The sequence below is a fragment of the Clostridioides sp. GD02377 genome (assembly GCF_045899875.1).
GTDB lineage: Bacteria > Bacillota > Clostridia > Peptostreptococcales > Peptostreptococcaceae > Clostridioides > Clostridioides difficile_A.
Genome location: NZ_JBJODA010000005.1, coordinates 1 through 26,334 on the forward strand (window position 1 = coordinate 1; position 26,334 = coordinate 26,334).

Sequence of the window (26,334 nt, forward strand, 5' to 3'; positions counted from 1 at the left end):
TGTTTCTACATGCTTCATATTTTTAGCTGGTGATAACATTATAATCATAAATTTCTATTACTCCTGTTTTTCCAAATATTCAAGAATTTCTTGTGCATTTGTATCTGGCTTTGCTTTTTCAAATACCTTTTCAATAATTCCATTTTCATCTATGATATATGTTGCTCGCACAACTCCCAATGCAGTTTTTCCATACATTTTTTTCTCTTTCCATACATCAAAGGCTTTAATAGCAACTAAATCAGGGTCAGAAAGTAAAATAAATGGCAGTTCATGTTTTTCTGCAAATTTTTGATGTGATTTTATACTATCTTTACTTATACCAATAACTTGTACATCATCCTTTTTAAACCCATCATACGCGTTCCTAAAAGCACAAGCTTGGCGTGTGCAACCTGGTGTATTATCTTTAGGATAAAAATATACTACTACTTTTTTTCCTTTAAAATCTGACATACTTACTTTATTTCCATCTTTATCTTCTAATGTAAATTCTGGTGCTTTTGTTCCTATACTCAACATATATATCTCTCCTTTTGTTTTTATTGATAAATTTATATTATGTATATATTATTACCCCATATATCTGTTCGTAAATAAAATATTTTATTTTTTATGTATAAAAATTCATCAATATATAATTTTCATATATTTATATACTAAAAATAAGTAAAAATACTTTAAGTCTATTATTCAAACTTAAAATCTCTTTAAATAACAGACTAATTAAAATAGACAGTATTCAATATATATTAAATACTGTCTGTTTATTGTTATTTTTATAATATTATAATCTATATAAATTTAAATTCTTCAACATCAAACAAACCTAAATCAGTAAGTCTTATTTGTGGAACAACAGGAAGCGCCATAAAAGAAAGCGTAATAAAAGGGTCTACATACTTTGGCACTCCCATATTTCTTGCTATCTCCAACATATTGTCAGTCGTTTCCTGTACTTCTTCAGCTTGAAGAGTACTAATTAATCCAGCGACTTGAAGATTCAGGTGTGCAATAACTTTTCCATTTGATACAATTACATAACCACCTTGAATTTCTTTCAAATAATTTATTGCAATTATTATGTCATCATCATTATCTCCTGCAACTATTATATTATGAGAATCATGAGCCACAGTAGTGGCTATTGCTCCATTTTTTATTCCAAAGCCTTTTAGTGGTGCAATTGATATATTCCCAGTCATTCTATGTCTCTCAACAACACAAAGCTTTGAATACTCTTTATTTGGAATAAAATATCCATCTACATTTGGTATGGATTCATACAATTTATTTGTTAAAATTTGATAAGGTACAATTTCCATCACATAATTTTTTTCATTTGATTTTAACTGTATTTTCTCTTTACTAATCTCTTTAAATTTAACTGTATTGAGTAACTCCTTGTCTTTAATTTCATAATTGTAATTAGAGAACATTTCTTTAGTTACCAATTTACCATCTTTATAAACACTCTCCACTTCCATTTCATTTAAACTATTCAACACAACAATATCAGCTTTATAACCAGCTCCTATTGCTCCAATCTTTTTTAACCCATATACTTTTGCCGAATTATATGTTGCAATCTTTATGGCTTTGATAGGTTCCATACCTAAATCAATTGCACATTTTATATTCCATCTTATATGACCTTGTTTTTCTATATCATCTAAATGCTTATCATCTGTACAAAACATAAATTCTTCAATTGGTAAGTTATGATTTAACAATCCCTTTACTATAGATTTCAAGTTCTTAGCTGCACTACCTTCCCTTATTAAAATCCTTAGACCTGCTCTCAATTTTTCATATACCTCATCAAAAGTTATACATTCGTGGTCATTTTCTATTCCTGCACACACATATGTCTGAAGTGATTTCCCACTTATATTTGGAGCATGCCCATCTACAATCTTACTTTTAAAAAGTTCTAATTTATCTAAGATTTCTTTTTCAGAATCTATAACATCATTAAAGCACATTACCTCTCCTAATCCTAAAATCCTAGGATTCTGTATGTACTTCTCCATGTCTTTTGCACAAAATTTACCGATTCCATTAGTTTCAAATCTTGTCGCAGGTACAGATGAAGGCATCATAATATATACATTAAGTGGTATATCTTTTGTCGATTCTAATAAAAAATCTATTGCATTTGCTCCTTTTACATTAACCAATTCATGTGGGTCAGCGATGATAGTTGTCGTACCTGATTTCAATAATTTTTTTGATAATTCAATTGGCATTACCATTGTAGATTCGATATGCATATGTGCATCAATAAAGCCAGGTGATATATATTTACCACTACAATCAATTTCTACATTCCCATTGTAATCCCCAATACCAACAATAGTATCTTCCACTATTGCCACATCTCCCACTATCAATTCTTCTGTAAATACATTTATGATTGTTCCATTTTTAAGTACAATGTCAGCTTTATCTCTTCCACTTGCTACATCACACTTTTTCTTTAAAGTACTCATTTTTACAACTCCTCTTAAGTTTTTTATATCAATATACTTGTTGTATTACATATTATAATTTAATTTATTAATATATATTATATATGAGTTTTAATAAAAAGTATCACTTGAAATTTGTTCCAATATTCATTTAATTAAACAGAGAGAACATGAGAAATAATATTATCCCTCATGTTCTCTTTAATAGCTCAGTCATATTAAATTTTTACTTTACACTTGCTTATTATTAATCTTGAAATATAAATTTATAAACTTGTATTATTCATTCTTAGTTATCTGTATATAATCATCTTTATCCTAAAAATACATAAACTATCATACCTACAAGTATTGCTGGTATAGTGGTAATAATCATGGCCCATAAAGACGATTTTTTATCCATTGCTAGAAGTGGAAAAAGTGCATCTCCATCTTGAGAGATAGAGTTGGCTATAACTGCACCAAGTGGTATAGTTCCCTTCAAATAGAATGACATAAGCACAATTTGTATACCACACCCTGGAATAAGTCCAAGACCTGCACCTATAAATACACTTATTACGCCAGTTGATAATACTAGTTTGACTAAGTATTCATCTCCACCTAAAATTAATATTATCAAATCATAAATAAGATATGCAATAAAAATCCATGTAATTACAAATGATATTTCACCAACAGAGTGTATAAGCATTTCTCTTAGAGAAATCTTTTTATTTTCCTCTTCTTTTTGGTTGGAATTTTTAAATACTTTTTTAAAACACCACATATAAATTATTGAAAATAATATTCCAATAACTGCAATTGCTTCTTCTAAGGAATGTAGCTTCTCAATTATAGGTAGATTAATCCCAGAGTGAGCAAGCAACATAAATATAAAACCTATTAATACAATTCCTATATAAATTTTATATCCTTTCCCATGTGTTATTATAAATGCAAGTCTATTTGTGTTGCCATGAGATTTAGCAAGATTGTCCAATATTATTTCATCATGATTATGTGCTTCTTTAGAGTTGGTTTTATTTATACTGTGTTTATCCAATTCTCTTCGCTTTTTTAATCCTAATTTTTCTTCAAGTTTAAAACAATCTACTAACTGCCCAGTTATTATTCCTGTAATAGTACTAACTATTGTAACAAAAAAATACATCTTAATATTCGCTGAGATAAGTACAAATGCAGCATCTCCCATACTAGCTATTAAACTTGCGATTATTGCACCAAAGCTCAACTTCCCATTTATGTATAATGGCATTATTGCTAAACTTCCCCCACAACCTGGTATAGCTCCAATTAAAGCCCCTATCAAAGGTTGAAGTTTTCTGTTTTTTGATATTATATTAGTAAAATTCCCACTAGTTTTATAATTAATATATCCAAATAACAAAATAAAAAATCCAATCATAGAACCTACATGTAAAAATGCTTCTTCAGAAGCAGATATTAGCATTTCCATTAATTTACCTCCTTACCTAATTTCACAATAATTATATTATATTTTATTTGTTATTGATAATCAATATCAATTTATCTTTTATATTCTTAATATTAAAAAGTGCGCATCTTATATTATTAATTTCTCATACATTAAGATACACACTTTTTGATATTAGGCTATCTATTTATCACATGTAGTATGAAATCACATATGATAAATAGATAAGTTCTATGTTATAACAATGTCCACATGCTGTATTATCTACTGAACTTATAAATTTTCAATGAATGTTACAACTTCTTCTATTATCCAATTAGGTGTAGATGCTCCCGCTGTAATGCCTAATGTTTTATATCTTTTAAGCATATCTACATCCAATTCATCTTTAGTTTCTATTGCAAAAGTTGGAACTAAATCTTCACAAACTTTTACTAATTTTTGAGTATTAGAGCTATGTTTGCCCCCTATAACTACCATACAATCAACTTCTCTAGCCAACTCTTTAGCTGATTCTTGTCTTGTCTTTGTAGCTGAACAAATAGTATCATTAAACACAATTTTTTCCAGTTTATCTGATAGTTTAGCAACTATACTTGAATATAAATCTGGATTTATCGTAGTCTGTGCCACAAGACAATATTTTTTTGAATTATCCAAGTCCATATTTTCCATCTGTTCTACAGTCTTTATTATTATTGCTGAATTTTCACACCATCCATTTATGCCTATTACTTCTGGATGTTTCATATCTCCAATAACTATTATTTCATAGCCTTTATTATGATACTCGCTTACTACTGTATGTATTTTCTTTACAAATGGACATGTAGTATCTACTATTTTTAGTTTTTTATCTTTTGCCTCTTTATATATTTTCTCAGGAACTCCATGAGACCTGATTATCATATTTTCATAATTTGGTATTATATCAATTTCATCTACAGTTTTAAGACCTTTTTCTTCATATTTTGCTACTGCTTGTTTATTATGAATAAGAGGTCCTAGAGCATATATACCAGAATTATTTTTTTCTACTTCATCCCATGCCATTTTCATTGCTCTTTTAACTCCAAAACAAAAGCCAGCATGTCTTGCTATTTTTACATTCACAGGTTTTCCCCCCTTATTTTGAATATTTAAAGTAATTTTGTTTTATTACTTCTAAAATCTCTTGTGATATTCTTTCATGGTCATCATTACTCAATTTTTCTTTAAAATGTTCTTCAAACGATATCGGTTCTCCAATATATACAATTACTTTACTAAATAGTTTATATTTAGATATTATCGATACTGGAACAACTTTAGACTTACTCTTTATTGTAAATACAGAAAGACCTGCCTTAGCTTTACCAAAAGAATCCCCTTTAATTCTAGTCCCTTCTGGGAATATACCTAATATATAACCATCTCTAATAGACCTCAAAATAGTTTTTATTGTAGATACATCTGGCTTCTCTCTATTTATCGGCATAACATGCAATTTTTTTAATAAAAATCCTAATGGCTTAATTTTAAATAATTCTTTTTTTGCAATTGCAGCTATTTCTCTATTTTCTATAGCAGCAGCCAAAAATACAGGGTCAAGATTAGACTTATGATTTGAGGCTACTACTATATTTCCTCTATCTGGAATATTCTCAGCACCTATAACCTCATACTTAAAAAACAGTTTAGAAAAACCTTTAAAAATAGTTATTGCAAATCTATAAAAATTCACGTTTATCTCCCTTCAATACTACATTATATTTTATTATGATACATCAAACTAAAGATTTATTTTAGAGACAACTTCATCTACAACCTCTTCTATTGTTTTCCCTGTAGTATCTATTTCTAGTGCATCATTAGCTTTCACTAATGGAGCAAATTCTCTGTTTGAATCAATATCATCTCGTTTTATTATATCTCCAATTACTTCCTTTAAAGTAGTATTATATCCCTTATTACAAAGTTCTTTATAACGTCTACTTCCTCTTTCTTCTGGAGTAGCTACTAAAAAGAATTTATAATCTGCATTTGGGAAAACATATGAACCTATATCTCTACCATCTAATATTACTGAACTTTTTGTTCCTATTCTGCGTTGAACTTCAACCATTAACTGTCTTACTTCTTTTATCTTGGCTACAGCAGAAACATTATTACTTACTTCTATTGTTCTTATTTCTTCATTTATAATTTCTTTGTCCAAGTAAATATTATTATTCTTAAAATCTATATCCGAATTTTTAGCTATCTCAATAACTTCTTTCTCATTATTGACATCAATATTACTTTTTAAACACTTATAAGTAACTGCTCTATACATAGCACCTGTATCTATATAATTTATATCTAGCTTTTTTGCTACTATTTTAGCTATTGTACTTTTTCCAGCTCCTGCTGGACCATCTACAGCTATAACTAAATTACCCATATATACACCTCTATTTATTCATATTTAATTGTTAGTTAAAAACTACACTTATACACTAATACCCGAAAGATATCCAGTTGAAAAAGCTATTTGTAAATTGTATCCTCCAGTTTCTGCATCTATATCAATTACTTCACCTGTAAAAAACAAATTCTTAATTAATTTAGACTCCATAGTGGAAGAGTTAATTTCTTTAACTGATATTCCACCAGAAGTAACCATACCAGTGTTTATACCTGTAGTTCCATTACAAGTCAGTTTCATATTTTTTATATACTCAATGATTTTAATTTCATCCACTTTAGATAAATCACTTGCTTTTTTATCATTTAAAGATAATAGCGTAAGAATTTCTTTTAAGAAATTTTGAGGTAGTATTTGTTTAAGATTATTTATGATATTTTTGTTTGGAAATGCTCTGATTATACTAGAGATTTCATCAGCATTTAAACTTGGTAAGAAATCTATATTTAATTCTACCTTTTCTTTATCAATAGTCTTATTAATATAAGATGACATTATAAGCACACAGGGTCCTGTTATTCCAAAATGTGCAAATAACATGTCTCCTGTCTTTGATATTTTCTTTTTCTTAATCTTACAAGATATTTCCACATTCTTCATAGATATTCCTTGTAAATCTTTAATCCATTTTTCTTCTATTGTAAGTGGAACTAAGGCTGGATATAGACTATTTAATGTATGCCCATGATTTTGAAGAATCTTATACATTGAACCATCTGAACCAGTTTTTGAATAACTCACTCCTCCAGTTGATATAATGACCTTATCTCCCAATATCTTATCTCCATTATCTAAAATGACTCCTCTTATTAGACACTTTGATTTGTCTTTATTAGAATCATTTTCTGAAGTTATGTCTTCAGTTATGATGTCTATAACTTTTTTATTGTACATTATCTTAACATTGTGGTTGATTAAATCTTTATTTAGTACTTCTATCACTTCTATGGATTTATCATTTTTAGTATATACTTTGTTATCATTTTCTTCTTCTATTTTATATTCTAAATTTCTACTTTCAAAATACGAAATGAGGTCTTTATTTGTAAATGAGTAGAAACTGCTATAGAGAAATTTCTTATTATTAACAACTTTATCAAAAAAATCTTCTATCTCTCTATTGTTGGTAAAGTTACATCTACCTCCACCAGTAGCTCTTAGTTTTCTTCCTAATTCTCCATTTCTCTCAATTAGTATCACTTCATTATTATTTTTCGAAGCTGATAGAGCTGCCATCATTCCAGAAGCACCTCCACCAACTACTATAACTTTACTCATAAACTTCTCCTTATAATTGATTATTACTCTAATGCAGAATTATTTATCTTTACATGATTTTTTATATGGCTTGTATCATTCATTTTTATTATAACAGGGCCATAATCTTTAAATTCTACTATATTTAAAGCAGTATTATCCTGCTTGATTCTATATATATTTTCCATACCTGATTCTAAAAATGATAATAACATAACTCTTAATGTGATTGAATGAGTAACAAGAATTATATTTTTATTATCATATTTTTCATTTAATTCTTTTATAAAAGCATCTACTCTATCTTTTATGAGTTTAAGAGTTTCTCCTTCTGGTATGTTTACTAAGTGTGGTTCATTTCTCCATGTTGAATATATATCTGAATAATCTTTTTGAATCTCTTTTATTAAAAGTCCTTCCCAAACTCCAAAACCCATTTCTCTAAGTGCTTCTGTTTTTTGAACTTCAAGGTTAAGTTTATCCCCTAAAATTTGAGCTGTTTGCATTGCTCTTCCTAAGTCACTACTAAAAATATAATCAATCGAATATTTTCCAATATCTTCAGAAAGTTCTTTTGCTTGTTCTATCCCTTGAGGAGTAAGGTCCGAATTACCATGTCCTTGTGTTTTCCCTAAAAGATTCCAATCTGTTTGTCCATGTCTTACTATATAAAAAGTATTTCCCATATGCCCTCCTAATATATGCCCATTTTTATTAAATATAAATTAGTACTTCTCAAAACTTAATTATATCATATAATACTTTACTTTGTTCTATTTTATAATTTAATCTAGTATATTATCTTCAATAAATCTCTTTTATATTTACACAAGTTATTGTTCTATAATAGAGCTTTTATAAATTTATAAAAAATAATTTTCACATATTACTTATAGAATTCTTCAAATCTGTATTTCTGGATTGGATTAAAATATTTATCTATATCTACTTTTGATAAAAACATATCCAAAGGTCTTGCAAATATACCTGTATCATCGTATAAAGTCTTATATAGAACTAAATCATTTTTGTCTTTTTCTTCCTTATGATAAAACTTTCCATCTAAATCTATATATACACAGATATCATCTTCTCTTTCAGTGTGCCTAATAACTATCTTATATTTATTTTCGTTTTTATTTAAATCTTCTTTGCTGTATAATTTACAAATATTTTCTATATCATCATTGTTGGTAGCCTTACTAAGCCCCATTGTAGCATAGTATTTTCCTTTAAAATGTTTATAGATACAAGGATATTTTAATTTTCTTCTATTCGTATCTACATCATCTTTTGATTCAACTATTTTATTATAATCTCCCATATCTTTTTCCTTTCTCTTAAAAAGAATTTTATATTTAAATAAGTTACTTGTTTTATATTTTATCATAACTTGAAATTTATTAATAATATAATAAATAAAGAGGCTGTATAAAATACAGCCTCTCAAAATTAATCTTCATAATCATATAATTTCTCTAATTTCTTTTTTAACTTCTTTTTTCTTTCTGAACCCAAAATTCTTATAAAATTATTATTTACAAAAATACAATTATTGCTAAGATAAAACTCGCACTTATCTAAATTTACAATATAACTATTACTACATTTGAAAAAATTTTCTTCTTTCATTAATTTTCTTATACTAGGAGCATTTTCTCCAACTTCGTAATTACCATTTTCGGTATAAATCTTTGATTCATATTCTTGTTTCTCTATGTACAAAATCTCTTTGATATTAATTGAAAAACGTTTATCTTCGTATTCAATATTAATAAAATTTTCATCTTTCATTTACATCCCTCCAAGTACTTTATTAATTTAATTTTAGTGTTTTTTATCAATATAATCTATCGGAAATATATGTAAGATTGACTCATTTAAAAGATTTAAAGTCTTGCTTTTTAGGTTATGGTATATGTTTACTTTTTAACATTATTTTTTAAAGTTAAAAGCACCTTTTTAAATTATATTTCTACTTATACTTATATCTGTCTTTAATAAAATAACCTTTCTATAAGTCCATGTAAAATTATACATAAAAAAGTAATTATTAACTTTTTCTCTAAATGAATTTTATTAGAATTTATATTTGAATTGGTAGCTTAATTTGTTTATACAATATATCTATTTATAAGTGAATTTTTAGTTGAAATGGATTATGTTAGAAGATAGCATTTGGATATATTTGCTATCTCCTTTTTATGTAAATAATTTATATTATTTTTTTCACTTTAATTTTAAGTATTATACGTATTAATACAAATATTGAAATATTAGATAGTATTAATAAGAAAACTATTGCTAAAAAAGCAATTCTTTTCTCTGGAGAAATTTTCACAAGATTGATAATATAATCATAGAGTATAAAAAATGACAATAAATTTGCTATAATAGGAACACATATGTATATCTCTTTTTTACTAATTTTAAAATTTTTACTAGAAATTTTATAAACATAAAGCAATGTAACTAAGATTAATTTCCCTAAGAATATAGCTTCATACCTATATAAATTTCCACTAAGTAAAATATTCATATTATCCAAATTATTTATGGAGACTACTAATAGCATACTTAATGCATTTATACCTATCAATACCAACCAATAAAAAAAAGAAATTACTAGACATTTATATATATTGACTTTGTAATTAAGCTTATAGAAAATAACAGTTATAAGTATGCATATCCAAATTCTATTATCCGCCCCAATATTTATATAGAAAGAAGAAATAATAATAAAAACAGAAATTAAGAAATATATATTTAGTTTTTTAAAATTAACTTTTGCTTTACTTGTATAATCAAAAATTTTTTTACATGCCCATATTTCTACAATGGAAGAGACAAGTGTTATAAATGTATCTAACATAATAATATCCTCAGTAATAATTAAATTATATTTTTTTTATAAAATAATATAATAAAAAATACATACTAATTATAGCACAAAGATACAATTAGATTTGGTATAATTACTTAATTTTTTTAATAAATTTTTAAAATAAGTTGTGACGTATTAATAATCTAATTAATAACAATAAATTTTAAATATATAAAAAGTATTTCTTACATTTACCTCATATATAAATAGGAAAAACAAATTTATCTTTTAAACAATTAAAAATAATAAAGTAGATTTTAATATGATTGAATAAAAATAATAACTTAGACTTAGGAATATTGATATGTTATAAAATCATTTTAAATGTTAAAAAATCGATATTTACTAGGATAAGTGGTATCATTTAATTTGATACTCCCTATTCCAATTGTTTTAGGTACTCTACTAAATTAGGACCTATTTAATATTACTTTATGAATAGTGAGTAACTGATTAAATAATACCATTTATGGATTTTTTCAGCCATCTATTAAAAACTTAGAATTTTAACTTATATAATTACTCCTCTTCTAAGTTTTTAAAATGACTTTCAAATAAATCTAATGCATCTTTATCAATAACTTCATCATCATGTAATGCTGAAATCAAGCTCTGTAAAGAATTATCGTGTATATTACTCAAAAAATCTTTTGTCTCAACGCTTAAATACTCTTTATGACCAACAACTATTGTGTAATGAGTATATCTATCTATTTTTTCTGCATTTAAAAAATGTTTTTTAACAAGTCTTGATAAAAGTGTTAATGTAGTTGTTTGTTTCCATCCATATTTTTGCTCCATAGCTTCAATAGTTTCTTTTGATGTTACTGTATCATTTTTTTCCCAAATAAACTTCATAACTTTTAATTCTGCTTGTGGTATTTTTGAAATTGTCATAGCCTAACGCCCCTCTCATACTTTTATTAAATTAATACTATCGCAATATAGTTTTTAAGTCAAAGATTTTGTCGATAATAATATTTTCCAATTTTTACCATAGGCTATTTCTTGATATAATTCTATAATAAATTACATAAGAATCGTTTATTCTACATCATGAAATTAAATTATGTGGATTATAGTAAAACATATTTTATATCACAAATGTAATATCCTAGAAGGAAGGTTTTCATGAACAAAATTTCAGCTCTAGTTTATATATTATAATTATTTACCATCTATAAATAAATTCATAGATTTTAGAATTATCTCAGACATCTCTTTGGGTGTCTGGGCAAATCCGTTTTTTAGCCATTCAGATAGTATATTCCAAAATCCTCCAGAAACAAAGAGTATAGCATATGTAACTTCTTCTTGAATATTAAACTTATTATCATCTCCTTTATAGATTTTATAGATAATAGGAAGAAACTCGTTATACTTTTCTAATAAAAAAAACATTAGATGATTTTTATTTAGCATAGTTAAAAATTCAACATGTTTTTGCCAAAATGAAAAATATAGTTCTGTTACATTACTTAATGATAAATCACTCTCATTCTTAAAACATTCAATATATTCTTGACATAAATTTTGGCAATATGTTTCAAGTATTTCTCTCTTACTGTTAAAATTTCTATAAAATGTTCTTCGTGATAGTAAGGCATTCTCTGCAATTTCTGTTACAGTTATACTGCTATAATCTTTTTTTGACATCAAAGATAATAAAGATTCAATTAGACATATTCTCGACTGTTCTGCGATAGATTTTTTTTTTTCAACCTGCATTATTAAATTCCTCCATATCGTTTTTTAAAAATATAATGAAACACTTACTTCAAATATATTGAAGTCTATATTTTTATAATTTCTATAATTATACAACAGCCAAACAAATGCCACAAGGAAGTTATCAAAGCACAACTTTTAGGTTAATAAGAACAAAAGAATTCATGAAAATGAATTCTTTTATATATAATCTTAATTAGTTTTTTATATAATACTAAAGCATGTCTTATCTACTCATCAAAATTTAAAGTTTATTTTACATCATTCTTAGTAAATAAACCAGTAAATTTATACATCCAAAATGCATTCACAAATAACAATAAACTTGTTGAAAAAAATACTGTCCTAATACCTAAATGTGCTGATATTTGTCCCCCTAAAAAAGCTCCTGATGAACAACCTATATACTGAGCAGATGCATTATATCCAAATATTTTCCCCACATATTCTTCTGGTGCAATTTTTTTTAATAAACTATTTACAGAAGGATTAAGCCCTGCTACTGATAATCCTAATAAAAACCTCAATAACATCAATTGCCATGCAGTTCTTACAAAAGCTTGTGGTATAAATATAACTCCTGCCCATAAAAGTGAAATCAGTAATACCTTTTGAGGCCCTACTTTGTCTGATATTTTTCCAAGCCTTTGAGCTGCTAATAAGTTTGCCAATCCTGATGCAGAAAATGTTAATCCTGCTATTAAAGCTACGTTTGATGCAAAATTTGTAAGCTGTGATATATATATTGTTACAATCGGTTCTATAGAATACAACGCTAGCTGAGTAATAAATGTAGTTACAAAAATTGATGCAATTAAAAATTTATTTGGCAATGGATTTAATGGTTCTTTAATTATAGAAATTGACTTTGTTGTTTCTTTAGGTTTAAAATTATCTACTACAAATAGAATAGATATAATAAATGATACGAATAATAATCCTCCAGTTATAATAAAAACACTTTTAAGCCCTAAAATTGATTCTATATATCCTCCTACTGTCGGTCCAATTAAGGAACCAGTAGTTGATGCTGTTGCAAGTGTACCTAAAGCCCAACCAGAGTGATTTTTATCTGTCTGAGTTGCAATCAGTGTAGTACATGCAGTAGCATAACCCGTAAAAACGCCTTGGAGAATCCTTAATCCTAATAGCTGATAAACATTTTGTACAAATGCCATGGTAAATATCACTATTCCCATACCAATACTTGCACGTAGAAGCATTGACTTTCTTCCATATTTATCAGCAGCTTTACCTCAAATTGGCGAAAAAAATGCTGCTACTACAAAAGTACATCCAAAAATTATACCTGAATACTGTTGTATTAAACCAACATCAGTTACACCTAACTGTTTAATATATAGTGGAAGTATAGGTGCTATTTGGCTCATACCTATAGAACTAAAGAACATCCCTATCCAACATACAAATAAATTTCTTTTCCACAATTCCATATAGAACTACACCCCCTATATTTTAATTTTTTGGCAACACTATAATTTTATTACCTTATATTATTAATTATAAAGTTAAGAAAAACCAATTTCCATGGATAACTATAAAAAATAAAATTTTTTTATTTTCATTTATGTCTATTTCAAAAAATAAATTTCAAATTTTAAAAAATTTACTTACGACAAAATTTTTCTTCATGTATAATCCTAATATAAATAAATTACACTTGGAGGTAAATGAATATGCCACAAAATAGAAAAGAAAGTTTAATATTTACAGTACTTATGTGTGCCTTTATGGTATTTTTTATGAGCGTTTACAATATTTCTATACATGATAAATTCTCATTAGATACGTTTAAAAGTGCTTGGTTGGATTTTCCAACTACATATGTTATAGCTATGATTTTTGACTGGTTTATTGTTTCTAATATCGCAAAAAAAATAGCATTTCGTATTATAAATCCAGATGCTAAACAAATTATAAAAGCTATTGTTATATCGAGTTGTATGGTTTGTGGAATGGTCATCTGTATGTCTTTATTTGGAGCTATTAAATCAATTGGGGGTCCTAATACACTTATCACTATATGGATTATAAATATAGCCAACAATTTTATTGTTGCATTACCACTACAACTGTTAATTGCAGGGCCATTAGTTAGATTTATTTTTAGAACATTATTTCCAGAAGGTACAATTGTTGAAGTAGTAAATTCTTAAAATAAATAAAGGTATAAAGAGTTATTATACTCTCTATACCTTTTATCGCTCTAAATTAAAATTATATTTGTAGCCATCACTATACCTAAAAATTTATATCTATTCTAGATTAAATATTTAAAACATAATTTATTCAATATATCCGTCTTTTCTCTTATAATATTGTTTTGGAATCTCATAACTAGAAAATAATAGTGGAGATAATGAATATGAGTAACTTCCAGCATTACTAATAGAAATCAAATCTCCTATATTTGCTTTTTTCAATTTAACATTATTCGCTATCACATCTAATGAAGTACAAAGATTTCCAACAACATTTACATACTCTTCTTCTTTTATATTATTTAATACTGAAACAGAGAATGCACTATTTGATGTATATAGTGGTTCTTGACCTTCTAATTCTACCCCATAAGTAACTTTTTCAACTAGATTAGAAATAATTGGTCTCATGAATCCATTAAGTCCATTTTTTACAATAAGGTATTTTTTCCCTCTTGATACTTTGATATCTACAATCTTAACATAATAATTACCTGCTTTACAAACTATGAAGCGTCCTGATTCAATAAGAAGTCTTGCCTTCAATGTATTTGAATTAGTTAAGACAATCTTTTTAGTTAACCTTGAAAGTTCTTTAAGATTAACAGGACTCTCTCTAAGATTATCATACACTACTCCAAGCCCACTGCCAAAATTTATAAATTCGATATTAATATATTTACTTTTATTTAGGTTTAAAGCTATAAGAAAACATTTTTCATAATAACAACCCAACTTTTCAAAATCCAATACTTGAGATTTAATATGTATGTGAATTCCAACTACAGATATATAATCACAAATGCTTAGCATTTTAAAGACACTGTCAATATCTTCTATATCAATACCAAATTTACTTGATATAGCATTATCATCATCCATGGTGAAATTAGGATTTATTCTGATTCCTATTTTAGTTTTCTTATCGATTTTCTTTGAGATTTTATTTATAAGTTCTATTTCTGTGATACTATCTGCAATAATTATACATTTATCTAAAGCTATTTCTATGTCAGATTCTGTTTTACCTGGTGATGAATAATATATATCATCTTTGGCAACTCCACATTTTGATGAAAGTATAACCTCATTAATTGATGCAGCATCTGCCCCACAACCTTGTGCTACAATACTTTTTACAATTTCATTATATGGATTTGTTTTTATAGAGTATAAAAAATCAAAACCTAAAATATTATTTTTTAGTTCTTTACACTTTTCGATTATACTAGTCTCATCATATATGTAACAAGGTGCATGTTCTTCTATAAATTGAATTTCTTCATTTAAGCACATATTTTACCTCCAAGCCTATAAATGTATTCATAAATTAGATAACTCTATTCCTATAATATATTCTACTATATATTATCATAATTAAATACTCTATATATCTAATTAACTATAGTTCTTTATACTGTAAATGATTTCCTTTAATTAAAAGATATAGTTTAAAAACATTATTTGAGTATTCTCTATAAATTTATAGTCATTTTTACTTACTTTTTTAAATAATTTATTTCAAATTTATTACAAACTTAAAAAGGATATTGTTGTTATCATATTATAATAGTATCCTAAAACTATATTAAACTTTAAAATTGTGAGGTTATTTATGAAATTCTTAATGGTTTTTTTAGTATATTTTTTGATGTACATTTTACTTGTGCGTATTGGGAAAAAACTTAATAAGGTATATCCATATAAGAATCATATTTTTATATGGATGATTTTAATTTTATTATCATTCTATATAGTTACAAATATAGCTGTTTTTTTTAAATCACTTATATAATACTATTGATTTTAAGATATTATGATAAAATAAACTTCATTCTATGTAGCTTGTCTTTAAAAGTTTATTATACAAACATTGCTATAGAATTAAAAACTATTTTAAAATACTGTGGAGGTGTCAATATGGAAGTATGTATTCTCATGGGAAGTCCTAAGAAAAAAGGTAATACTGCTGCTATTCTAAAACCTTTTATTGAGGAATTAGAAGATTATAATGCAAATGTTGAAGTAATATGGTTATATGATTGTAAGATAGAACCTTGTACTGCATGTAAGACATGTCAGAAAAATTTTTCTGAATTTGGATGTTATCATGAAGATGATGTTCAGAAAATTTTCAAAAAAATTCTTATGTGTGATTTACTTGTTTTTGCAACTCCAATTTACTCTTGGTACTGCACTTCACCAATGAAATCATTACTTGATAGATTGGTGTATGGAATGAACAAATACTATGGTGATGAAAAAGGACCTGCATTATGGGCAGGAAAATCATTAGCACTTATTACAACATGTGGATATAAACCTGAAAAAGGTGCTGACATCTGGGAAAACGGTATCAAGAGATATTGTAAACATTCTCAATTAAAATATATCGGAATGCTTGTTGAGCGTGACTTAGGTAAACCTAGTTTCATGGATAGAGAAAAAGAAGAACATTCTCGTCAATTCGCAAAACAAATTTATAATATCTTAGATAATTCAACTAAAGTAGACAACTGTTAAGTACATAATGCCACAAGTAAAATATTGATAATTAAGTAAAGCTTATATAATTTAAAAATTATATAAGCTTTATTTTCATATATTTTATTCACCAAGTGTTATATTGTTTATGCCATTATTTTTAACCTCAATAACTGGATGCCCATTTCCTAAAATATAATCTTTAGACCAACCATCAGGTAACTTATTTAACCCATTGCCTATCAACTTCAAGTGTAAATTTGATGGTTCTTTTTTCAAGTTTAATTTAAAGATTCCATCAAAGTTATCTTTGCCATCTTTTCCATACAAGCTTATATCTCCACTTATATTTGTAGCTGTTACATCTACAATTCCATCATTTGACCTAAACTTTATTTCAGATGATATAGTTTCAGCTGTTACAGCTGAAATACCATCATTAGTATTTATATTAAATGGATATGTAACACTATTATCGACAATTTTTGCAATTCCATCATTAACATTAACTGTAGCTCCACCTTTAATATTATAAAGTTCTACTGTTCCTCTTTCTACCTCTACATTAAAATTAGAATACTCTTTATCAGGAATCCCAATTTTTATAACATTTACCATTTTATCTTTATTTGCATTTATCATATTATCGCCATTCATATCTTGTAAAGGTCTATCTTGCTTCTCTATTTTTTTCTTAGCACTTAAAAACAATTTTCCATCCTTCACATTATTGGAAGAACTCTCTTTATTCACAGAAAAAGTACAATTTTTTTCATTAGTCACACTTACATAGTCAAATTCAAATTTATCAGTATTTGTCTTTTCAACAACTACACCTAAATTATCTATTTCTATAGATACTTCAGAAACTTCATTCCCTTCAATTGAAGTTAGGTGTTTTACAATGTTTGGAGTTATGTTCATATCATTATATTCCACTACATCTAGACATTGTTTGTATGTATTAGCATCAATTCCTCCAACTTTTGTTATGATTTTAGCTCCTTTTAAAATACCTTTGTTACTTCCATCAGCAACTAAAACGATTGGTTTTTCTTTAGCTAGAGGAGATAGTGTTAGCGCATCTACCAATTGATACCCCTTTGTTATGTAAAAATCTGTTGCTCCATTATAAAACTTCTCTATCACTTTTTTATTAGTTTCAAACCTATCATTGCCACCAATTCTAGTTGCATTAGTTTTCTTTACTAAGTCTTCACTTATTGCAGACTTGCCTCCTATTGCGTACACATTTAAGTCTTCAGTGCCAAATGGAATTGATTTACCATCTGTAAGTATTATGGCTCCTTTGTTTTTTGCAGCTACAGGTGCTACACTCATAGCATCAGCCTCTCCTACAAATCCATTTGTCAGCATGACTTCTTTTACCTTACCAACTTCATTTATTTTTTTTGCTACATTGTAACTAGTTTCAATTCTATTATTTCCATTTATTCTTTCAACTTCAATACCTTTTCCTTTTATATCTTTTTCTACTGAATTTTCAATAGTATTGTAGCCACCAATTATATATACTTTTTTTACAGTATTCAAAGTCTTATTGTCTAGTCTAGTCGAAGTAGCTTTTGGTATCTCATTTTTTTTAGTTAAAAGTATAGGTGCATTAATAGCTCCAGCCAATCCACTTGATGAAAGTCCATCAGATAAACTTTTATCTCCATTAACTAATATTACAGTATCATAATTCTGCTTGTCTGCTATAAGCCCTGCTGTTTCATATCTGTCATTTCCTATTATTGAATCCTCTTTAAACTGTGCGTTTACAGTTAGATTACTAAAAAGAAACATAGTCAAAGCCAAGGTTGATATACTTATTTTTTTACTGAATTTTTTGAATTTTTTATTCATAATCTCTACCATTTCCCCCTATAAATTCTTTAATTTGCTTATAATCTATCCTCTTATTTACAAATTATAACATAATTTTATAATCAAGCATCTATTTTTATAAAATTATAAGTCAATTTATACCAATTATTTTATCTTATTCATTATAAAATTTATTTGTTATAAAGTAAAAAACAAATTTATATTTAAGACTTTTATAAGCTTTTAGAGGTACTGTTGTTTATTTTTTGTGATAAATTGATAGTAAATTTAATTTTTATCATTACTTTCTAACTAATGTTTATACAGTTTTTATCAACATCTTGCCACCGTCAAACACGTATTCAACCATTTTATTCTCATATAAATATGTTATATAAGAACGTATTGTACTTCCAACTAATACATATTGATTAGCATCAAGTTTAACACCATACAAATCACACATTTTTTCAATAACTTCATCAATCATAATTGCTTCACAACAGACTTTTTTAATATTATCTATTATTTCTTCCATCTTATTTTTATTAATATCAATTAAATTTTTTATATCTCTAGTTTTAACAGAATGGCTTGGAACAAAGAAATCTGCTTCTAAATTTCTCATTTTTTCTAATGTCTTAAATTGTGATTCTATATCCAATAGGAAGAAAAAATGATATTTGGTAATTATATTTTCTGGTGTAAGACTATCTGCAACAAACAAAACATCATCTGGAGTTCTAATACCAATCATTTCAAAATAATGACCTGGAAGAGAAATAGCTTCAAGTTCTGTATCTACAATTTTTCCATTTGAAGGTATAATATAATCAACTTCACTTTCTTTTGCTAATAGAAACTTATTTTTCAGTGCTTTACTTGGATAGCCTCCATATAAAAATGCTGATTCTAGTATTGGATTTTCTGTAAAATATCCTTCCATTTTAGTTGTAGCAATTTTGCATTTTGTTTGATTCTTCAAATATGCATTTCCTCCTATATGGTCTGCATTTGAATGAGTGTTTATTATTAATTTAGGATTTAGATTATGCTCCTCTAACAATCTTAAGACTTGTCTAGCAGTATCTTTGTTATTTCCACTATCAATTAAAGTTGCATCATTACCATCTACATATACACCTACTATTGTAGGGAGTGGAATATAATACGTGTTTCCTTTTATATGTTCTAGAGTTAATTTAGCCATTTTATAACCTCCCTTTAAATTTATTTTTAATTATAGCATTAATTTTCAGAAAATTCCAATCAAATTATTTTTATAATATATTTTTATTTTTTTTATTAAAAATTGGAAAAACTATATAATATATATTATAATCTATATATAAGGAGTGATGTTATTGAAAAAAGATATAATAACTTTTTCAGAAATTTTAATATTAATTGTAGGCTGTATATTAATGGCAATTTCTCTTAACATGTTTTTTAATCCACATGCAATCGCTGCTGGTGGTATAACAGGGCTTGGAGTTATTTTAAATGCACTATTTGGTATAGAACTTTGGATTGTCAATTTAATTTTAAATGTTCCATTATTCATATTTGCTTACAAAATACTTTCAAAGAAAGATTGTTTTAAAACAGTTTTAGGAATAATTTTTCTTACTATAGCACTTAAGCTTACTGCAAATATGGCTACACTAGATATCACAAATGATATGTATCTTGCAATTATATCTGGTTCTATTTTAATGGGAGTTGGTCAAGGTCTTATTTTTAGAATAAATGGCTCTACAGGTGGAACTGATTTGATGGCACTCCTACTAAATAAATATTTTCCTACATTTAGTATACCTGTTTTGATGGGTATTGTTGACTGTGTTGTGGTAGTTCTATCAGGTATAGTAAATAGACAGGTTGAAATTGCACTTTATTCAACTGTAGCTTTATACATTTTAGTAAAAGTCAGTGACTTACTTATTGAAGGATTTAATTATTCAAAATCATTTACTATCATATCTGACCTTTCAAAAGATATAAGCAAAAAAATAATGGAAGATTTAGATAGAGGTGCAACTATCCTAAAGGGCGAAGGCGCTTATACTGGAGAAAATAAGAATGTGCTCTTAGTGGTGGTTGAGAAAAAAGAAGTTGTCGAATTAAAAAAATTAGTAAAAAATGTCGACCCTAATGCATTTATCATAATTACAGATATACATGAAGCTTTGGGTAATGGATTTAAAAAAATAGAATAAATATAAAACAAATGGCAGACATAATTAACATATATAAACAGAGCTTTTTATATGTTAATTATGTCTGCTTTTAAATTTCTTTTTTATTTTATTATCAATAATCCAAAACACTTCCATCATAACTACCTCCAGATTTTATATAAATTTTTCTAGCTATACTTAAACTTAAAAAATATTTACGTAATTATACAATTAAATAGTTTATAGATATAGCCAAATTAGTCTAAGTATGTATATAATAGAGCTAATATGATTCTTACACTTATAACTACCAATAAAACTTAAAATACAAAAAGGAGAACTAAAAATGAGTGTTAGTTTACAAAAAGGACAAAGAGTAAGTTTAGTAAAAGACAATAATCCTGTAAAAAATGTAATTGTAGGATTAGGATGGGACATGAACAAACTAGGTAAAAAAAATTATGACCTAGATGCTTTTGCAATAGCATTGACTAGCCAAGATAAAATGAGTTCTAAGAGTGATTTAGTTTATTTTGGGAATCTTAAGCATCCTTCTAAAGCTATTATACACACTGGAGATAACTTAACTGGAAGAGGTGAAGGTGATGATGAACAGATAATGGTCAATTTAGATGGTATTCCAGAATATGTACATAAGATAATTTTTGGAGTCTCTATATACAAAGCTAACAAAAGAAATCAAGATTTTGGTCAAATGAATAATTCTTTTATAAGATTAATTGATGCAAATTCTAAACAAGAACTATTTAAGTATAACCTTCAAGAAGATTTTTCTGGTAAAGTCACAGTTTTGGCAGGTGAAATTTATCAAAGAAATGGAGAATGGAAATTTAATGCTTTAGGTATTGGCCAAAATGAAGAACTTCGTGAATTAACTAATTTATATAGTTAATAATAATTACAATAAAAAATTTATAACAAGGAGTTGTTTTAAATGGGTATAACTTTGGCAAAAGGACAAAAAGTAAGTTTAACAAAAACTAACCCTGGTCTTAAAAAAGTAGTAGTAGGATTAGGATGGGATACTAATAAGTATGATGGTGGCTTTGATTTTGATTTAGATGCTTCTGCATTTTTAACTGGTGCTAATGGTAAAGTTACAAATGATGGAGACTTTATATTCTACAATAATTTAAAACATGCTTCTGGAGCAGTTGAATATATGGGTGATAATAGAACAGGTGTTGGTGATGGTGATGATGAACAAATAAATGTAGACTTATCTAAAATACCACAAGACATTGCTAAAATATCATTTACAGTTACTATAAACGAAGCTGTAACAAGAAGACAAAATTTTGGACAGGTTGAAAATTCATATATAAGAATCTACAATGAAGAAACTAACGAAGAACTTATTAAATATGAATTAGGTGAAGATTTTAGCATAGAAACAGCAATAGTAGTTGCAGAATTGTATAGACATAATGAAGAATGGAAATTCAATGCTTTAGGTTCTGGTTTCGAAGATGGTCTTGCAGGACTATGTGGAAACTTTGGTGTTAATTTAGGTTAATATTAATTTAAAATAGTAAAGATATTTTTTAAACTAAATCTATTTAATAGCATAGGCGAATAAAAAAAGAGTATATTAATATACTCTTTTTTTATTTCCTATTTTATTTTTAATATGTTATAAAACATTCATTTTTTTATTCTTTTTTCTCATTTGCTTTTTTCCAAACTCTACTGAAATATCAAAAAATGATGAGATATTTTCTGTAAAAAATTTATTTTTATGATATGCAATGTCGAATGTCCTCTGTAAATTGATACCCTCAATATCACAAGACCATAAAAGATGCTTTTTTAAATAATCGTCAACAAGTAATTCAGATATAACTGCAATACCAAAATTATCTACAACTGCTCTCAATATAGCTTCAGAATTATAACATGACCATCTAATATTCATTGGAATTTTCAATTCTTTTAACTGATTTTCTAACTGTGCTCTTGTGCCGCTTCCCAACTCACGCATAATTAATGGTTGATTTGAAAGTTCTGAAACGTTTATGTAATCTCTTTTGTAAAACTCATGCTTATTAGAACATATAAGTACTAAATGGTCATTAATAATGCTTTTTGTAACAATATCTGGATGCTTTATTTTGCCCTCTACAATGGCAATATCTAATTCACTATTAAGTAGTTTCTTTGCAATCAACCTTGTATCTTCTACAAATACTTCTGGTTCTATCAAAGGATTTACTTTATATAACTCTAGTATTATTGGGCTTATTACACATGTTCCAACAGTTACTGTAGCTCCAACTTTTATACGAATATTTTTTGCACAGTGTTTCATGCAATCATTCATTTCTTCATTTATAGATAAAAGATGCCTCCCATATCCAAGAAGTTTTTTTCCTGCTTCTGTCAAATATAATTTTTTTGAAATTCTTTCAAATAACTTAACTCCATACTCTTTTTCTATTTCTGAAATGACTTGACTAACTGATGACTGTGTAATATACATATTTCTTGCTACTTCACTCATTTTACCACACTCGGCAACCTTAACAAATATCTCAAGACTGCGAATAGTCATATTATCACAACCTTAGCAAACATTAGTAAATACTTATGATTTTATTAATATTTTAGTATTTTACAAATGTATTGTCAAGAACTATAATTTTAGCATAGAGTTATAAAAGAGATTGGAGTGTGATATATTGTGAAAGTATTGATTATAGGTGGAGTTGCCGCTGGAACAAAGACTGCTGCAAAAATAAAACGTGAAATGGGTGATAACTGCTCTGTTACAATTCTAAATAAAGGTGAAGATATTTCTTATGCTGGTTGTGGTCTACCATACTATGTTGGCAATATAATTAAAGATAAATCATCTTTAATTGTCAATACACCTGAAAGTTTTTCGAAGCTAACAGGAGCAGAAGTTCGTTGTGGTGTTGAAGTTACCTCTATTGATAGAGCTACAAAACAAGTAATTTTGAAAACGATTTCAACAGGAAAAGAAGAAAATTTAAGCTATGACAAACTTGTAATTGCTACAGGAGCAGACCCAATAAAACCACCAATACCTGGCATTGACTTATCTGGAGTATTCTTTATGCGCACTCCAAATGATGCTATAACACTAAGAGATTCTATTGGAGATGGTGTTAAGAGAGCTGTTGTTATCGGTGGAGGTTTTATTGGTCTTGAAATCGCTGAAAACCTTTCTGCAATGGGCATACGTGTAAGTGTTATTGATATGGCTGAACATGTTATGCCTGGATTTGATACCGACTTTGCTGAATATGTTGAAAATCATATGGCTGATAAAGGTATAATGATTTTTACAGGTGACCAAGTTGTAGGCATTGAAGGTCAAAATAAGGTCGAAAAACTTCGTACTAAAAATAGAGTCATTAAAACAGATTTAGTAGTTATGTCAGTTGGGATTCGCCCTAACACAGACTTTCTAAAAGATACAGGTCTAGAATTTGCTCCAAATAAAACACTTATTGCAGATGAATATATGCTTACAAACGATAAAGATATATATGTAGTTGGAGATTGTGCATTTGTAAAAAATGCTTTAACAAATAAACCTACATGGTCACCTATGGGTTCATCTGCAAATCATGAAGGTAGAATTTGTGCACAAAATATATCTAGTAAATCTAAAACCTACAATGGTGTCCTTGGAACAACAGTAGTAAAATTACCTGAACTCAATTCAGGAAAAACAGGACTAAGTAAAGAAACTGCTGAAAAAGAAGGTTATAATGTTTGTTCTGTAACTATAGCTACTGATGACAAAGCTCACTATTATCCAGGTGCATCTAATTTTATTATAAGAATGGTTGCTGAAAAGGATACTAGAAAATTATTGGGTGTTCAAGTTATGGGACCTGGAGCTGTCGATAAAATAGTAGATATATCTGCCACTGCAATAACTTTAGGAGCTGACCTTTATTCATTAGAAAGTATGGACCTTGCATATGCACCACCTTTTTCAACTGCTATTCATCCATTTGTAGTAGCAGTAAATGTTTTACAAAACAAACTTAATGGAGAACTTGATAGTGTTTTACTTGATGAAATAGAAGACTTTGATAGTTGGACTAAAATAGATGTTTCAAAAGCTCCTTCTATTCCTAGCTTACGTTATCTTCCTGTTGGGGAGATTAATGGAGAAATTGAAGGTCTTTCTAAGGATGAAAAAATCCTTCTTATATGCGCAAAAGGTAAAAATAGTTATATGGCTCAAAATCGTTTAAGACGCTTTGGCTATACAAATACTAAAGTTCTTGAAGGTGGAATACTATTTTATCCAAATCTTAAGGTAATGGAGGAGTAATTATGAGTAATATTACAGCAGAACAAAAAAAAGAATTAAAAGGTAGAGGTTTTTTACCAAGCAGAGATGGAGAACATTTTGCAGCGCGTATAATAACTGTAAATGGCGTAATAAATACATCTCAAGCAAAAAAGATTGCAGAAGCTGCTGAAAAATTCGGAAATGGTCAGTTAGCATTTACTACTAGATTAACAGTAGAGTTACCTGGTGTAAAATTTGAAGACATTGAAGCTTTAAGTGAATTTATTGCTAGTGAAAATCTAATCACAGGTGGAACTGGTTCAAGAGTTCGTCCTGTTGTAGCTTGTAAGGGTACTGTTTGTGTTCATGGTTTAACTGATACACAGGCACTAGCTGCTGAAATACATCAAGAATTTTACAAAGGTTGGTATGATGTAAAGCTACCTCATAAATTTAAAATTGGTGTCGGAGGATGCCCTAATAATTGTATTAAACCTGACTTAAATGACCTTGGAATTGTTGGTCAACGTGTACCTGATTACGACTCTGAGCTTTGTGTTGGTTGTAAAAAATGTGCTGTTATGGAAGTCTGTCCTGTCAAAGCAGCTAAATTAACAGATAAAGGTAAACTTGAAATAGATAGTAATTTATGTAATAACTGTGGAAAATGCATAGAAAGTTGTAATTTTGACAGTATTGAAGAAAAAGAATCTGGTTATAAAGTGTATATAGGAGGAAAATGGGGAAAATCTGTTCGTCCTGGAACACAAATCGATAGATTGTTTTCAAAACAAGAACTTATGACTTTAATTGAAAAAACAATTCTTTTATTTAGAGAACAAGGTAAAACAGGAGAACGCTTTGGAATAACAATTGACAGGATTGGTGTTGATAAATTTATAGATATGCTTTTATCAGATGATGTTTTAGAAAGAAAAGAAGACATACTTGATGCTCCTCTACACCTTAAAGGTGGAGCTTTATGTTAACAATAAATATTTTAATAGTATAAATTTTACTAACATATATAATTTAGTTAAGAATAATAAAAAATTAAGTATTATAAATAATTTGTAAAGGTATATACAAATATATCT

The 26,334-nt window shown here is 27.4% G+C and carries 25 protein-coding genes; 7 read left to right on the plus strand and 18 right to left on the minus strand.

The window, feature by feature from the left end:
• Positions 1–57 precede the first annotated feature (57 nt).
• From bcp to Q3304_RS05260, 14 genes are all read right to left on the minus strand, one after another.
• Complete coding sequence (bcp, locus tag Q3304_RS05195) at positions 58–522, minus strand: thioredoxin-dependent thiol peroxidase (RefSeq protein ID WP_021384605.1); 465 nt, start codon at positions 520–522, stop codon at positions 58–60.
• 272 nt (positions 523–794) lie between these two features.
• A complete protein-coding gene (gene ade / locus Q3304_RS05200) occupies positions 795–2,492 on the minus strand; it encodes an adenine deaminase (RefSeq protein ID WP_407815173.1) in 1,698 nt (565 codons plus the stop codon).
• Positions 2,493–2,784: 292 nt separating this feature from the next.
• Positions 2,785–3,930, minus strand: a complete 1,146-nt coding sequence (locus tag Q3304_RS05205) for a putative manganese transporter (protein ID WP_407815174.1) — start codon at positions 3,928–3,930, stop codon at positions 2,785–2,787.
• Positions 3,931–4,182: 252 nt separating this feature from the next.
• Positions 4,183–5,022: a 4-hydroxy-3-methylbut-2-enyl diphosphate reductase gene (locus Q3304_RS05210; RefSeq protein WP_065388390.1), complete on the minus strand. Its 840-nt coding sequence runs from the start codon at positions 5,020–5,022 to the stop codon at positions 4,183–4,185.
• 13 nt (positions 5,023–5,035) lie between these two features.
• On the minus strand, positions 5,036–5,632 hold the full coding sequence (locus Q3304_RS05215; protein ID WP_054270294.1) for a 1-acyl-sn-glycerol-3-phosphate acyltransferase: 597 nt from the start codon (positions 5,630–5,632) through the stop codon (positions 5,036–5,038).
• A 48-nt stretch (positions 5,633–5,680) separates the two neighbouring features.
• Entirely contained in the window at positions 5,681–6,331 is a 651-nt protein-coding gene (cmk, locus tag Q3304_RS05220) for a (d)CMP kinase (protein ID WP_407815175.1), read from the minus strand.
• Positions 6,332–6,379: 48 nt separating this feature from the next.
• The gene (locus tag Q3304_RS05225) at positions 6,380–7,633 is read right to left on the minus strand and encodes an NAD(P)/FAD-dependent oxidoreductase (protein WP_407815176.1); all 1,254 of its coding nucleotides are present in this window, start codon (positions 7,631–7,633) and stop codon (positions 6,380–6,382) included.
• A gap of 23 nt (positions 7,634–7,656) precedes the next feature.
• Entirely contained in the window at positions 7,657–8,298 is a 642-nt protein-coding gene (locus Q3304_RS05230) for a histidine phosphatase family protein (RefSeq protein WP_284181913.1), read from the minus strand.
• 200 nt (positions 8,299–8,498) lie between these two features.
• Positions 8,499–8,936, minus strand: coding sequence for a DUF1653 domain-containing protein (locus tag Q3304_RS05235; RefSeq protein WP_223195487.1), 438 nt, complete (start codon positions 8,934–8,936; stop codon positions 8,499–8,501).
• Between the two features lie 128 nt (positions 8,937–9,064).
• On the minus strand, positions 9,065–9,406 hold the full coding sequence (locus Q3304_RS05240; protein WP_054276692.1) for a LytTR family DNA-binding domain-containing protein: 342 nt from the start codon (positions 9,404–9,406) through the stop codon (positions 9,065–9,067).
• A 1,612-nt stretch (positions 9,407–11,018) separates the two neighbouring features.
• Positions 11,019–11,396: a BlaI/MecI/CopY family transcriptional regulator gene (locus Q3304_RS05245; RefSeq protein ID WP_054276690.1), complete on the minus strand. Its 378-nt coding sequence runs from the start codon at positions 11,394–11,396 to the stop codon at positions 11,019–11,021.
• Positions 11,397–11,666: 270 nt separating this feature from the next.
• A complete protein-coding gene (locus tag Q3304_RS05250; protein WP_407814000.1) occupies positions 11,667–12,227 on the minus strand; it encodes a TetR/AcrR family transcriptional regulator in 561 nt (186 codons plus the stop codon).
• Between the two features lie 251 nt (positions 12,228–12,478).
• A complete protein-coding gene (locus Q3304_RS05255; RefSeq protein WP_407814001.1) occupies positions 12,479–13,450 on the minus strand; it encodes an MFS transporter in 972 nt (323 codons plus the stop codon).
• Positions 13,451–13,483: 33 nt separating this feature from the next.
• Entirely contained in the window at positions 13,484–13,681 is a 198-nt protein-coding gene (locus tag Q3304_RS05260) for a hypothetical protein (protein ID WP_021384623.1), read from the minus strand.
• Positions 13,682–13,924: 243 nt separating this feature from the next.
• On the opposite strand from Q3304_RS05260, the gene Q3304_RS05265 reads away from it, so the two are divergent.
• Complete coding sequence (locus Q3304_RS05265; protein WP_054270285.1) at positions 13,925–14,404, plus strand: hypothetical protein; 480 nt, start codon at positions 13,925–13,927, stop codon at positions 14,402–14,404.
• Between the two features lie 129 nt (positions 14,405–14,533).
• Here the strand turns inward: Q3304_RS05265 and Q3304_RS05270 are convergent, their stop codons facing one another.
• Positions 14,534–15,745 carry a diaminopimelate decarboxylase family protein gene (locus Q3304_RS05270; RefSeq protein WP_407814002.1) on the minus strand — a complete coding sequence of 404 codons (1,212 nt, stop codon included), beginning with the start codon at positions 15,743–15,745 and terminating at the stop codon, positions 14,534–14,536.
• Positions 15,746–16,369: 624 nt separating this feature from the next.
• Between Q3304_RS05270 and Q3304_RS05275 the strand changes: the two genes are divergently transcribed.
• Complete coding sequence (locus Q3304_RS05275) at positions 16,370–16,972, plus strand: flavodoxin family protein (protein ID WP_054270283.1); 603 nt, start codon at positions 16,370–16,372, stop codon at positions 16,970–16,972.
• An 84-nt stretch (positions 16,973–17,056) separates the two neighbouring features.
• Here the strand turns inward: Q3304_RS05275 and Q3304_RS05280 are convergent, their stop codons facing one another.
• Positions 17,057–18,814, minus strand: a complete 1,758-nt coding sequence (locus tag Q3304_RS05280) for a cell wall-binding repeat-containing protein (protein WP_407814003.1) — start codon at positions 18,812–18,814, stop codon at positions 17,057–17,059.
• Positions 18,815–19,082: 268 nt separating this feature from the next.
• The gene (locus Q3304_RS05285; RefSeq protein WP_407814004.1) at positions 19,083–19,973 is read right to left on the minus strand and encodes an MBL fold metallo-hydrolase; all 891 of its coding nucleotides are present in this window, start codon (positions 19,971–19,973) and stop codon (positions 19,083–19,085) included.
• A 148-nt stretch (positions 19,974–20,121) separates the two neighbouring features.
• Between Q3304_RS05285 and Q3304_RS05290 the strand changes: the two genes are divergently transcribed.
• From Q3304_RS05290 to Q3304_RS05300, 3 genes are all read left to right on the plus strand, one after another.
• Entirely contained in the window at positions 20,122–20,982 is an 861-nt protein-coding gene (locus Q3304_RS05290; protein WP_054270281.1) for a YitT family protein, read from the plus strand.
• A gap of 307 nt (positions 20,983–21,289) precedes the next feature.
• Positions 21,290–21,856 carry a TerD family protein gene (locus Q3304_RS05295; protein WP_074179380.1) on the plus strand — a complete coding sequence of 189 codons (567 nt, stop codon included), beginning with the start codon at positions 21,290–21,292 and terminating at the stop codon, positions 21,854–21,856.
• A 42-nt stretch (positions 21,857–21,898) separates the two neighbouring features.
• Positions 21,899–22,480, plus strand: a complete 582-nt coding sequence (locus tag Q3304_RS05300) for a TerD family protein (RefSeq protein ID WP_054270279.1) — start codon at positions 21,899–21,901, stop codon at positions 22,478–22,480.
• 117 nt (positions 22,481–22,597) lie between these two features.
• On the opposite strand, the gene Q3304_RS05305 is transcribed toward Q3304_RS05300, so the two are convergent.
• Positions 22,598–23,515, minus strand: a complete 918-nt coding sequence (locus Q3304_RS05305) for a LysR family transcriptional regulator (RefSeq protein ID WP_167641123.1) — start codon at positions 23,513–23,515, stop codon at positions 22,598–22,600.
• Positions 23,516–23,644: 129 nt separating this feature from the next.
• Between Q3304_RS05305 and Q3304_RS05310 the strand changes: the two genes are divergently transcribed.
• Together Q3304_RS05310 and Q3304_RS05315 are read left to right on the plus strand one after the other, a co-directional pair.
• Positions 23,645–25,276, plus strand: a complete 1,632-nt coding sequence (locus tag Q3304_RS05310; RefSeq protein ID WP_407814005.1) for an FAD-dependent oxidoreductase — start codon at positions 23,645–23,647, stop codon at positions 25,274–25,276.
• 2 nt (positions 25,277–25,278) lie between these two features.
• Entirely contained in the window at positions 25,279–26,226 is a 948-nt protein-coding gene (locus Q3304_RS05315; protein WP_407814006.1) for a 4Fe-4S dicluster domain-containing protein, read from the plus strand.
• Positions 26,227–26,334: the final 108 nt, after the last annotated feature.

Excerpts from the sequence above, each read along its gene's own strand:
- bcp (WP_021384605.1), bottom strand. The coding sequence starts at position 522 with ATGTTGAGTATAGGAACAAAAGCACCAGAATTTACATTAGAAGATAAA.
- ade (WP_407815173.1), bottom strand. The coding sequence starts at position 2,492 with ATGAGTACTTTAAAGAAAAAGTGTGATGTAGCAAGTGGAAGAGATAAA.
- Q3304_RS05205 (WP_407815174.1), bottom strand. The coding sequence starts at position 3,930 with ATGGAAATGCTAATATCTGCTTCTGAAGAAGCATTTTTACATGTAGGT.
- cmk (WP_407815175.1), bottom strand. The coding sequence starts at position 6,331 with ATGGGTAATTTAGTTATAGCTGTAGATGGTCCAGCAGGAGCTGGAAAA.
- Q3304_RS05225 (WP_407815176.1), bottom strand. The coding sequence starts at position 7,633 with ATGAGTAAAGTTATAGTAGTTGGTGGAGGTGCTTCTGGAATGATGGCA.
- Q3304_RS05230 (WP_284181913.1), bottom strand. The coding sequence starts at position 8,298 with ATGGGAAATACTTTTTATATAGTAAGACATGGACAAACAGATTGGAAT.
- Q3304_RS05235 (WP_223195487.1), bottom strand. The coding sequence starts at position 8,936 with ATGGGAGATTATAATAAAATAGTTGAATCAAAAGATGATGTAGATACG.
- Q3304_RS05240 (WP_054276692.1), bottom strand. The coding sequence starts at position 9,406 with ATGAAAGATGAAAATTTTATTAATATTGAATACGAAGATAAACGTTTT.
- Q3304_RS05245 (WP_054276690.1), bottom strand. The coding sequence starts at position 11,396 with ATGACAATTTCAAAAATACCACAAGCAGAATTAAAAGTTATGAAGTTT.
- Q3304_RS05250 (WP_407814000.1), bottom strand. The coding sequence starts at position 12,227 with ATGCAGGTTGAAAAAAAAAAATCTATCGCAGAACAGTCGAGAATATGT.
- Q3304_RS05255 (WP_407814001.1), bottom strand. The coding sequence starts at position 13,450 with ATGCTTCTACGTGCAAGTATTGGTATGGGAATAGTGATATTTACCATG.
- Q3304_RS05260 (WP_021384623.1), bottom strand. The coding sequence starts at position 13,681 with ATGGAATTGTGGAAAAGAAATTTATTTGTATGTTGGATAGGGATGTTC.
- Q3304_RS05265 (WP_054270285.1), top strand. The coding sequence starts at position 13,925 with ATGCCACAAAATAGAAAAGAAAGTTTAATATTTACAGTACTTATGTGT.
- Q3304_RS05270 (WP_407814002.1), bottom strand. The coding sequence starts at position 15,745 with ATGTGCTTAAATGAAGAAATTCAATTTATAGAAGAACATGCACCTTGT.
- Q3304_RS05275 (WP_054270283.1), top strand. The coding sequence starts at position 16,370 with ATGGAAGTATGTATTCTCATGGGAAGTCCTAAGAAAAAAGGTAATACT.
- Q3304_RS05280 (WP_407814003.1), bottom strand. The coding sequence starts at position 18,814 with ATGGTAGAGATTATGAATAAAAAATTCAAAAAATTCAGTAAAAAAATA.
- Q3304_RS05285 (WP_407814004.1), bottom strand. The coding sequence starts at position 19,973 with ATGGCTAAATTAACTCTAGAACATATAAAAGGAAACACGTATTATATT.
- Q3304_RS05290 (WP_054270281.1), top strand. The coding sequence starts at position 20,122 with ATGTTATTGAAAAAAGATATAATAACTTTTTCAGAAATTTTAATATTA.
- Q3304_RS05295 (WP_074179380.1), top strand. The coding sequence starts at position 21,290 with ATGAGTGTTAGTTTACAAAAAGGACAAAGAGTAAGTTTAGTAAAAGAC.
- Q3304_RS05300 (WP_054270279.1), top strand. The coding sequence starts at position 21,899 with ATGGGTATAACTTTGGCAAAAGGACAAAAAGTAAGTTTAACAAAAACT.
- Q3304_RS05305 (WP_167641123.1), bottom strand. The coding sequence starts at position 23,515 with ATGACTATTCGCAGTCTTGAGATATTTGTTAAGGTTGCCGAGTGTGGT.
- Q3304_RS05315 (WP_407814006.1), top strand. The coding sequence starts at position 25,279 with ATGAGTAATATTACAGCAGAACAAAAAAAAGAATTAAAAGGTAGAGGT.